Source organism: Streptomyces luteolifulvus (assembly GCF_008806595.1).
Classification (GTDB): domain Bacteria; phylum Actinomycetota; class Actinomycetes; order Streptomycetales; family Streptomycetaceae; genus Streptomyces; species Streptomyces luteolifulvus.
Genome location: NZ_VZRB01000077.1, coordinates 1 through 9,356, shown reverse-complemented (window position 1 = coordinate 9,356; position 9,356 = coordinate 1). Strand labels below are relative to the sequence as shown.

Genomic DNA, 9,356 nt, shown 5'->3' with positions numbered 1-9,356 from the left:
CCGCCTCGTCCCGAAACTCAGGACTGAACTTCCTACGCTTCTGTGCCACGTGCTCTCTCCGCCGTTCTGGACTTCGATCCTATGGGGACCGCTGTCCGAGAACTTCGGGGCGCCTCAGACGGTGGAGATGGTCACCCTTCGCTGACAAGGACAGCACCACCTCGTCGACGCCGGTCAGGCGGCGCTGCCGCATCTTGACGATCTGCGGCTCGAAGGTGCCGGTGGTGTCGCGGGGCACCCTCAGTTCAACCGGGCCACCGTCGGTGAGCACGGTCTTCGCCCCGGTGCCGTTGCGGTTGTTGCCGTCGTTCTTCCCGCCCGGGTCGTGCTTTTCGCAGCCGACGTGGTCGGTGATCTCGCCTTCCGGGGCAGACTCCAGCACCCGCTTGGTCGGCAGCTGCAACAGCCGGCCCTCGCCAGCCAGCTGCAGACCATCGTTCCGGGCCCGTTCAACGAGCATCGCAACGAGCTGCAGGCTGACTCCCATGGAGAGGTCAGCGGCCGTCGGGGCGTACGACGAGGACGGGGCAGGTCGCGTGCTGCACGCAGTGGTAACTGACTGAGCCGAGAAGCATGCCGGTGAAGGCGCCGTGCCCATGGCTGCCGACCGCCAGCAGGTCGGCGTGCCGAGCCGCCTCGGTCAGCACCGCCGCCGGATGGCCCTCCACGACCTGGGGGTCGACGGCCACGCCCGGATGCTCTCCCAGGATTTCCTCGACGGTGCGCAGCAAGGTTTCACGTGCCTGCTTCTCGAAGTCGGTGTCCCCGTAGTCCGCCGGTATGCCGTAGGTGGGTGGCAGCCGCCACGCATGCACGGGGCGCAGCTGCGAGCCGGTCAGCGCCGCCTGACGGGCTGCCCATCGCAGCGCCGCCCGGCTTGCCTCCGACCCGTCGACACCCACAACGATCAGTGGGGGCTTGGCTTGGCTGGTCATGGTCACCTCCGTGGCTTGTACTTCCGCCCACGCTCCCGCGAGCGCAGTCGCCGTCCAAGGGGTCTTTCGGCCCTGACGTCCGGACAAGGTCCCGCTCCCTGCGTCGACGGCGGCCCCACGGCCCACCGAGGTCGCCCGTCTCCTGCGGTCCGGCGACCACGACCGGCTCACCCTGGAGGTGGGGCGGAAGCCGGCGGCGGGCTGGATCCGCTACGGAGTGTGGGAGACCGCGGTCGCCGTCGGGCTTCTTCTGCTGCCCCTGGCCGCCTGGACGGGCCTGCGCCGCATGCCTCCGGGCCGAGCGATCCTCCTGCTTGCCAGCGGCGTCGCCCTGGTGACCGCGATCAATGCCGTCGGCTCCTCTCTGCTGGCCTTGGACGCCCCTCGGGCCCTGCGGGATGTACGGTCGCTGCAGGGTCTGATCGGCGACAGCCCCGTGACCCCGGTTCCCAGGGCCGAAGGCCCGCCACTGGGTGGTGTTCACGCGGTAGCCCTGGGCGACTCGACAGCCGCGGGCGCCGGGAACCGCCCTTTGCCCGACATCACCGGACCGGACCGCGCCTGTCGGCGCAGCGCGGACTCCTATCCGCAGCTCCTCGCCCGGACCAACGACTGGCGCGTGCTCAACCTCGCCTGCTCCGCGGACACGATCCGCGACGGCGTCCTCGGGGTACAGATTCTCGGCGACCAAGTCGCCCCGCCACAGCTCGCCCAGGCCCAGCGGGCTACTGAGGCGCCCGTCGTGGTGGTCAGTGTCGGGGCCAACGACGTGCGATGGTCCGAGCTGGTCAAGCTCTGCGCGGCGGCCCCGTCCCGTGACGACCGGGCCTGCGGGAGGTAGAGGTCTGCGCTCACGGCTGACGGCGCTCAACACCGTACTGCTGCAGGGAGCCGAGACGCAGGCTTCACCCCGGTGCGGCCCGACTTCGCCGGGATGGACTGTGCGCCGACCAGCCGTACGTTCAGGGACCGGCAGACCGTGCTCCACTGCACCCGACGGCCGCCGGGGCACTGGCCATCGCCCTCGCGGATCAGCGGGCACTGCCCGCCGCAACTCGGTGACCCCACCCGTATCGCGCACACCAGCACAGAACCCCTCCGGAGCGGAAGAGAGGGCACCCTCCAGCACGTAAGCAAAGGGGCCGCGGAAATGGAATGGTGGATACGGCTCATCATCGCCCCCGGGCTCGTCGTGACCGCCGTACTTCGTGTCCCTGCAGGCAAGGCGCTTGGTCGGTCGGGGTCATCGCCCAGGGCCGTTGGCTCCGTCAGAGGGAGGGCGACGGCCATGACCGTCGACATGCGGGCGGGCGAGATCACTGGCAAGCCGGTTGTGACGCTCGCCTGCGAGGACATCGGACAGGTCAAGGACATCTTCTTCGACGCCTCGTGTAGCGCCACACCACGGCGCACATCTTCCACTCGTGGATGGGCTCCGGGGAATGGCGGCCGGGGGCGGCACGACCAGCATACAGCTTCAGGGGAGTAGCCCTCCGGCAGCGGGGGCAGCGGGTCGCCCTCGGGCAGGCCGGAGTCGACGAAGCCGAGCCACTCCTGCTTGGCGCCACGGGGCAGCGAAGGTGCTGCCCCGTCTCCACGATCGCCGCCATGCGTGCTGGTCGCGCTCAGGGGGTGATGACGACCTTTGCGCGTGCGTGCTCCCCTTCCAGATAGCGGATGGCCTCGGGTACTTCGCTCAACGGGTAGGTCCGATCGATGGCCGGGGCGATCGCCTGGGACTCAGCCAGCTCCCTGAGCGCCGCCAGGTTCTCCTTGCGCGGCGTCGTGGTGAGGACGCGTAGACGATGACGGCGGACGAAGGGGGCCAGCGTCTGCCCCCTGAGGATGACTCCCATCGGCCCGATGAGGCTGACGCCGTTGGAAGTGCCGCCGCCGGACAGCACGAGCGTTCCCGCAGGTGCCAGGGCCCGCCGGCATTCGCTCAATGTCCGGTTGCCCACCAGGTCGAAGACGACGTCGTAGCGCTGTCCGTTGCGTGTGAAGTCTTCCCGGGTGTAGTCGATGACGTGCTCCGCGCCGAGCGACCGGACCAGGTCCGCGTTTCTGGTACTGCACACGCCGGTCACTTCCGCGCCGAATGCCGTGGCGATCTGTACGGCGAACGTTCCCACGCCGCCTGACGCGCCATTGATCAGGACCTTCTGGCCCGGCTTCACCCCTGCCACATCGCGCAGGCCCATGAGGGCGGTGCTCCCCGCGAGGGGCATCGCGGCCGCCTGCTCGAACGTCAGGTTGGCCGGTTTACGCTCCGCCATCTCTTCCGAAACGCATACGTATTCGGCGAAAGCGCCGTTGTCGTCGCCGAGGTCACCGTAGACCTCGTCTCCGGGACGGAATCGTGTGACGTCCTTTCCGACTGCTTCCACCCGGCCGGCGAAGTCTCTGCCGCGGATCTTCTTCTTGGGGCCACTGCGCCCGAACACGGAAGGGAGCATGACGCGCGCGAGGTAGGGGTCGCCCCGCATGACGTGCCAGTCGTAGGCGTTGACCGCGGCGGCGCGGACGCTTACCAGTACCTGGTTGTCGGTGGGGACCGGCTGGGGGACCTGCCTGATGGCCAAAGTGTCAGGGGAGCCGTACCGGTCCTGGACGACGGCTTTCATGGAGAACTCCTCGTTGATGGTGGTCTCTTGTGAGTAGGTCGCAGCACGCCGGGACCGTGGCATCAGCTGCTCCCGGAGGTGGGGGCGAGTACCGGCTCGGGCTGAGGCGGGACGTCAGCGCTCTCCAAGCTGATGCGGGGCAGCCGACGCTCGAGCCAGCGGGGCAGCCACCAGGTGGCGCGCCCCATCAGCGCCATGGCCGCGGGAACGAGCACCATCCGGGCGATCGTCGCGTCGAGCACGATCGCGGTCGCCAGGCCCAGGCCCATCATCTTGACCAGCGGGGAAGGGTTGGCGACGAAGCTGAGGAACACCACCGTCATGATCAGTGCGGCGGAGGTGATCACGCGACCCGTAGCCGCCATGCCGCGCGCCACCGCCTCGGTGTTGTTACCCGTGGCGTCGTACTCTTCGCGAACGCGCGAGAGCAGGAACACCTCGTAGTCCATGGACAGACCGAACAGGACAGCGAAGAAGATCGTCGGCAGGGGGGAGGCGATCGGGAAGGTCCCCTCGAGGTTGAACAGGTCTCCCAGCCAGCCCCACTGGAAGACGGCGACCACGACGCCGTACGCGCCGCCGATGGACAGCAGGTTCATCACGGCGGCTTTCACCGGTATCGCGATGGAGCGGAACACCAGCATCAGCAGCAGGAACGATGCCACCAGGATCGCGGCGACGAACACCGGCAGGGTGTCCGCGAGTTGCCGGGTGAGGTCGTCGGTCATGGCGGTCATGCCGGATACGGCGACGTTGTCGGGGACGAGGTCGCGGATGCGCTCGAGGGTGTGGGAGGTTGCGGCGTCCGCGGGGCCGGTGGTGGGGAGCGTGGGCAGCACGACGGTGTCTTTGGCCGCGGAGGTCCGGGGCCCGTCGACCGCGGCGATGCCGGGGTCGGCGGCGATGCGCTCGGACAGCGCGGGGATGTCCCGGGCGTCCACGCCGGGGCTGCGCAGGTCGGCGACGACCAGCAGCGGGGCGTTGAAGCCGGGACCGAAGCCCTCCGCCAGCAGGTCGTAGGCGCGGCGGTGGGTGGTGGTGGTCGCGTCGTTGCCCGCGTCGGGGAAGCCCGTCTCCATGCGCAGCGCGGGGGCCGCCAGCGCGAGCAACGCTACTGAGGCGACGATCAGGTACGGCCACGGCCGGCCGGAGACGCGGTGGGCGAAACGCCACCATGCCGTGTCCTCGGACTTCTTGACAGGACGCTTGCGGCCCAGGAGTCGTCGCTTGTGGATACGGTCGCCCAGGAGTGACAGCAGGGCCGGCAGGAGCGTGAGGGCGGTCGCGACGGCGAAGAGAACGACCAGCGAGGTGCTCAGGCCGATGGAGGTCAGAAAGCCCAGGCCGGTCAGCGCGAGGCCGGCCATCGCCACGATGACCGTGCCGCCGGCGAAGAGGACGGCCGCGCCTGCGGATGCTATGGCGTTGGACAGGCCGGTGGGGTTGTCCTGGCCGGCGGCGTGGTTCTCGCGGTAGCGGGCCACGATGAACAGGGCGTAGTCGATGCCGACGCCCAGGCCGATCATCGCGCCGATGGTGGGGGCGGCGGTGGAGACGTCCATGGCGTTGGCCAGCAGTGTGATGCTGCCCAGACCCACGGCGACGGCCACCAGGGCGAGCGCCATGGGCACCAGTGCGGCCACGATCGTGCCGAACGCAACCACCAAGATGATCAGTGCGGTCAGCAGGCCCGCCGCCTCCGCACCCGAGGTCGGCGTTTCGGCATTGATGAAGATGGCGTCACCGCCCAGTTCGGCAACGACTCCGTCCTCCCGTACGGGCTCGATCGCACCGGTCAGAGCATTGATCTGCTCGGGATCGACGTCCATCGGGGGCACATCGAAGGTGATCTGGGCGAAGCCGATACGTCCGTCGGGCGAAATCGTGCCGGCGGTGAAGGGATCGGTCACCGTGGCGACGTGCTCCACCTCCGCGATCCGGGCGACCGCCGTGTCGAGGGCGGGCCGGTGGCGTTCGAGTCGTTGCCCTTCCGGTGCGGCGAAGACCGCCATGGCGCTGCCTCCGGATGCTTCCGGGAAGCGCTCTTCGAGCAGTTCCATCGCCTCCTCGCTCTGGCTGCCGGGAGCGACCAGGTCGTCGACGAACGAGCCGCCTGCCGTGCCGGCCAGGGGCAGCACGAGGAGGAGGGCGACCGCCCATGCGGCGATCGTGACCCACGGCCAGCGGGCGCTCGCGTCGCCGATACGACGGGTGAATCGGTTCATGGATGCGTGGGCTCCTGTCAGATGGCTGCCGCCCGTCGTGTCTTTGCAGCGTCGGTGGCGGAAATCGTGGGTGGGTCCATCGTGGGCGCCGTCGCCGTTGCTGTCCCCGGCCGCCGGAGGGGTTCGGCGCCCCGCCCGAGGCGGGGAAACCGACGCGGCACCTCCCCCTGGCGGCGGAGAGCAGGATCCGCCTGCCGGATGGTGACTACGTCTGCGACCTGGAATTACGATGGCTTGCCAGGTGCACTGACGATCGAGGTCAGGGCACCGGACGCCTCTTGATGGAGCGATGATGAACCGCACGGCGCAGCCTGCCGAGACGCCGGTCCGCAGCGTGCCGGTCAGGTTCCACGGCCCCTTCGTCCGCTGGCCGAGGGTCGCGGACGCCAGCCTCGCGATCTTTATGTTCCTGGCAGCGACGTTCCTGGAGGACGCTCCGGGAGACGCCATGGCCGTCCGCCCGATCACTGACGTCCCCCTGCCGGTCCTCCTGCTCTTCGTGGTGGCCGGCGCGGCGCTCTACTGGCGTCGGCGCAGGCCGGTCGCGGTCCTGTGCGTGGCGCTCGCGGCGTGGGCCCCGACGCTGGGCAGCAGCTACGCCACCCTGGGCGGGATCGTGATCACCGCGCTGTACAGCATGGGGCGGCACGCCGACGACAGACGGTGGGGCCCCCTCGGCGTCGTCACGGCCGTCGCCGCGGTCACGATCGATGGCCTGCTCCACTCCGTCCCCTGGGGGGAGATCGGCTTCGGCTGCCTGGTCATGTCCGGGGCCTGGTACATCGGCCGACGCCTGCGGCTCCGCGCCGAGCGCAATGCCCAGCTCCGCCAGGAGCAGGCCGCCGAGGCACGGCGGATCCTCGCCGAGGAGCGCACCCACATCGCCCGTGAACTGCACGACGTGGTCGCCCATAGGGTGAGCATGATGACCGTGCAGGCGGGCGCGGCCCGGATGGTGGCTGCCGACGATCCCCACAGCGCCCTTGAAGCGATGACGGCGGTCGAGGAAGCGGGACGCCAGGCGCTGGACGAGCTGCGGCACCTGCTGGGAGTGCTGCGCCCGAAGGCCGAGCGCGACGGGCTCGGTCCCCAGCCTGGTCTGACCGATCTGCCCCGGCTCATCGAGCAGGTCCGCGAGGCCGGGCTGGACGTCTCGGTCACCGACGGCATCCAAACTCCCCTGCCAGCCCGCGTGGAGCTTTCGGTGTACCGCATCGTTCAGGAGGCACTGACCAACGTGCTCAAGCACAGCGGACCGCGGACTCACACCGAGGTGCGCCTCCAGCACGAAAAGTGCGGCCGCGGCATCACCGTCGAGGTGCTTGACTACGGCCGAAGCACCGCGGTCCAGTCCGTGTCGAGCGCCGCCCGCGAGGGTGTGGGCGGCCACGGGATCGTCGGCATGCGGGAAAGAGCCCTCCTGCTCGGCGGCAGTCTCGACGCGGGACCACGGCCCGGTGGCGGATTCCGGCTGACCGCCCATCTGCCCACACAAGGGGGGCCCGCGTGACCATCCGCGTCGTCGTCGCCGACGACCAGGCGCTGGTCCGCCGGGGCTTCACGATGATTCTGCGGATCCACGACGACATCGAGGTCGTGGCCGAGGCGGGGACCGGGCTCGAGGCGATCGAGGCAGCACGCCGACATCGTCCGGACGTGATCCTCATGGACATCCGCATGCCCGGGATGGACGGCCTCGAGGCGACCTCCCGGATCCTGGCGGAGGCCGACTGGGCCGCGCGTGTACTGATCCTGACCACGTTCGACCCGGACGAATACGTCTACGAGGCACTGCGCTCCGGGGCCAGCGCCTTCATCCTCAAGGACATTCCGCCGGAGCAGCTCGCCACCGCCGTGCGCACCGTGGCCGAGGGCGGGGCGCTGCTGGCGCCGTCGATCACTCGGCGGCTCATCGACCAGTTCGCAGAGCGGCGAATCGTCAGCACAGCCGCTGCGGGACGCGTGGGGCGACTCACCGAACGCGAGCGAGAGATCGTCATCGCCGTCACTCGGGGCGCGAGCAACTCAGAAATCGCCGAAGAGCTGTTCATTGGTTCCGCGACCGTCAAGTCGCATGTGTCGAGCATCCTCGCCAAGCTCGGTCTGCGTGACCGGATCCAGATCGTGATCTTCGCTTATGAGAGCGGACTCGTCGAAGCCGGCAACCACGACGTCGGCCACTGAAAGGGTCGCTTCGATGCAGTCTTACCGGGACTCTTGCAGAAAGCCCCGGCGTTCACGCCGGGGATGAATGCATCTCAAGACTGCTCTGACATGCACGTTAGAGCGGACGTTTTTGCTGCTCGATGTACTGGCGGACGATCGCCAACGGTGCTCCGCCGCACGACGCGGAAAAATACGAGGGCGACCACAGGTGCCCGTGCATGACGGCGCGGTTGATCCGGCCGGTGAACTCCTGCCGTATCCGGCGGGCGGAGACGCCCTTGAGGCTGTTGACCAGCTTGGAGACGGCGACCTTGGGCGGGTAGTGCACCAGGAGGTGGACGTGATCGCGTTCGCCGTTGAACTCCTTCAGCTCCGCTTCGAAGTCCTCGCAGACCTTGCGCATGATCTCTTCGCAGCGCGTCAGCATCTCGTCGTTGAACACCCCGCCCCGGTACTTCGTCACGAAGACCAAGTGCACATGCATCGCCGAAACGACGTGCCTGCCACGCCTATACTCGTTCTGAGTATCCATGAGACCAATCGTAGTAGGATCTCGGTCATGCAGCTCCGCTACAACTACCGGGCCTACCCGGACACCTCCCAGTGCCGTGCGCTGGCCAGTGCGTTCGGGTGTGCCCGCGTGGTGTGGAACGACTGCCTGCGCGACCGGAAGGAAGCGCACGCGGCGGGGCTGGCGTACGTGACGTCGGCCGAGCTGTCCCGGCTTCGCATCACCCAGGCCAAGCGCACCGAGGAACGCGCCTGGCTCGCCGAGGTGTCGGCGGTCATCCTGCAACAGTCCCTTCGCGACCTGGACACCGCCTACAAGAACTTCTTCGACTCGGTCAACGGCAAGCGGAAGGGCCGCAAGGTGGGCCCTCCCCGCTACAAGTCGAAGAAGGACACCCGGCAGTCGATCCGCCTCAACACCAACGCCTTCTCCCTCCAGGGCGACGGCACGGTGTACGTGGCCAAGGTCGGCAACCTCAAGGTCACGTGGTCGCGCCGACTTCCGGCCCAACCCACCTCCCTGACCATCACCAAGGACAGCTGTGGCCGGTACTTCCTCAGCTTCGTCGTGGACACCGAGCCGGACATCCTGCCCGAGCTGGAGACCGACGCCGGTATCGACCTCGGCCTGTCCGCCTTCGCCGTGCTGTCCGACGGCAGCAAGATCGACAGCCCGCGCTTCCTGCGCCGGGCGGAGAAGAAGCTCAAGCGCCTTCAGCGGGAGCTGTCCCGCAAGGCCAAGGGATCGAAGAACCGGGCCAAGGCCCGCATCAAGGTCGCACGCCAGCACGCCAAGGTGGCGAACCGGCGCCGGGACTGGCACCACAAGGCATCCACACAGATCATTCGTGACAACCAAGCGGTGTACGTGGAAGACCTCGCGGTGTCCGGCCTCG

The 9,356-nt window shown here is 68.7% G+C and carries 8 protein-coding genes and 1 pseudogene; 4 read left to right on the top strand and 5 right to left on the bottom strand.

Features of this window, described 5'->3' with window-relative positions; all coding sequences use genetic code 11:
* Positions 1-133: 133 nt before the first annotated feature.
* Positions 134-487, bottom strand: a pseudogene (locus F7R91_RS41385) (transposase); the annotation flags it as partial.
* Between the two features lie 7 nt (positions 488-494).
* Complete coding sequence (locus tag F7R91_RS41380; RefSeq protein WP_150958991.1) at positions 495-935, bottom strand: universal stress protein; 441 nt, start codon at positions 933-935, stop codon at positions 495-497.
* Between the two features lie 178 nt (positions 936-1,113).
* On the opposite strand from F7R91_RS41380, the gene F7R91_RS41375 reads away from it, so the two are divergent.
* Positions 1,114-1,776, top strand: a complete 663-nt coding sequence (locus F7R91_RS41375; RefSeq protein WP_150958989.1) for a GDSL-type esterase/lipase family protein — start codon at positions 1,114-1,116, stop codon at positions 1,774-1,776.
* 784 nt (positions 1,777-2,560) lie between these two features.
* Here the strand turns inward: F7R91_RS41375 and F7R91_RS41365 are convergent.
* Both F7R91_RS41365 and F7R91_RS41360 read right to left on the bottom strand, forming a co-directional pair.
* Positions 2,561-3,559, bottom strand: a complete 999-nt coding sequence (locus tag F7R91_RS41365) for an NAD(P)-dependent alcohol dehydrogenase (protein WP_150958987.1) — start codon at positions 3,557-3,559, stop codon at positions 2,561-2,563.
* A 62-nt stretch (positions 3,560-3,621) separates the two neighbouring features.
* Complete coding sequence (locus tag F7R91_RS41360; RefSeq protein ID WP_150958985.1) at positions 3,622-5,784, bottom strand: MMPL family transporter; 2,163 nt, start codon at positions 5,782-5,784, stop codon at positions 3,622-3,624.
* 289 nt (positions 5,785-6,073) lie between these two features.
* Between F7R91_RS41360 and F7R91_RS41355 the strand changes: the two genes are divergently transcribed.
* Together F7R91_RS41355 and F7R91_RS41350 are read left to right on the top strand one after the other, a co-directional pair.
* Positions 6,074-7,294 (top strand): sensor histidine kinase, encoded by a 1,221-nt coding sequence (locus tag F7R91_RS41355; protein ID WP_150958983.1) that lies wholly within the window; start codon positions 6,074-6,076, stop codon positions 7,292-7,294.
* Positions 7,291-7,968, top strand: a complete 678-nt coding sequence (locus F7R91_RS41350; RefSeq protein ID WP_150958981.1) for a response regulator transcription factor — start codon at positions 7,291-7,293, stop codon at positions 7,966-7,968. Before F7R91_RS41355 ends, F7R91_RS41350 begins: the two co-directional genes overlap by 4 nt.
* 97 nt (positions 7,969-8,065) lie before the next feature.
* Here F7R91_RS41350 and tnpA read toward each other — a convergent pair whose 3' ends face one another.
* Positions 8,066-8,482, bottom strand: a complete 417-nt coding sequence (gene tnpA, locus F7R91_RS41345; RefSeq protein ID WP_150958979.1) for an IS200/IS605 family transposase — start codon at positions 8,480-8,482, stop codon at positions 8,066-8,068.
* Positions 8,483-8,509: 27 nt separating this feature from the next.
* Between tnpA and F7R91_RS41340 the strand changes: the two genes are divergently transcribed.
* The coding region (locus tag F7R91_RS41340) for an RNA-guided endonuclease InsQ/TnpB family protein (RefSeq protein ID WP_150958977.1) at positions 8,510-9,356 on the top strand (847 nt) is incomplete at its 3' end.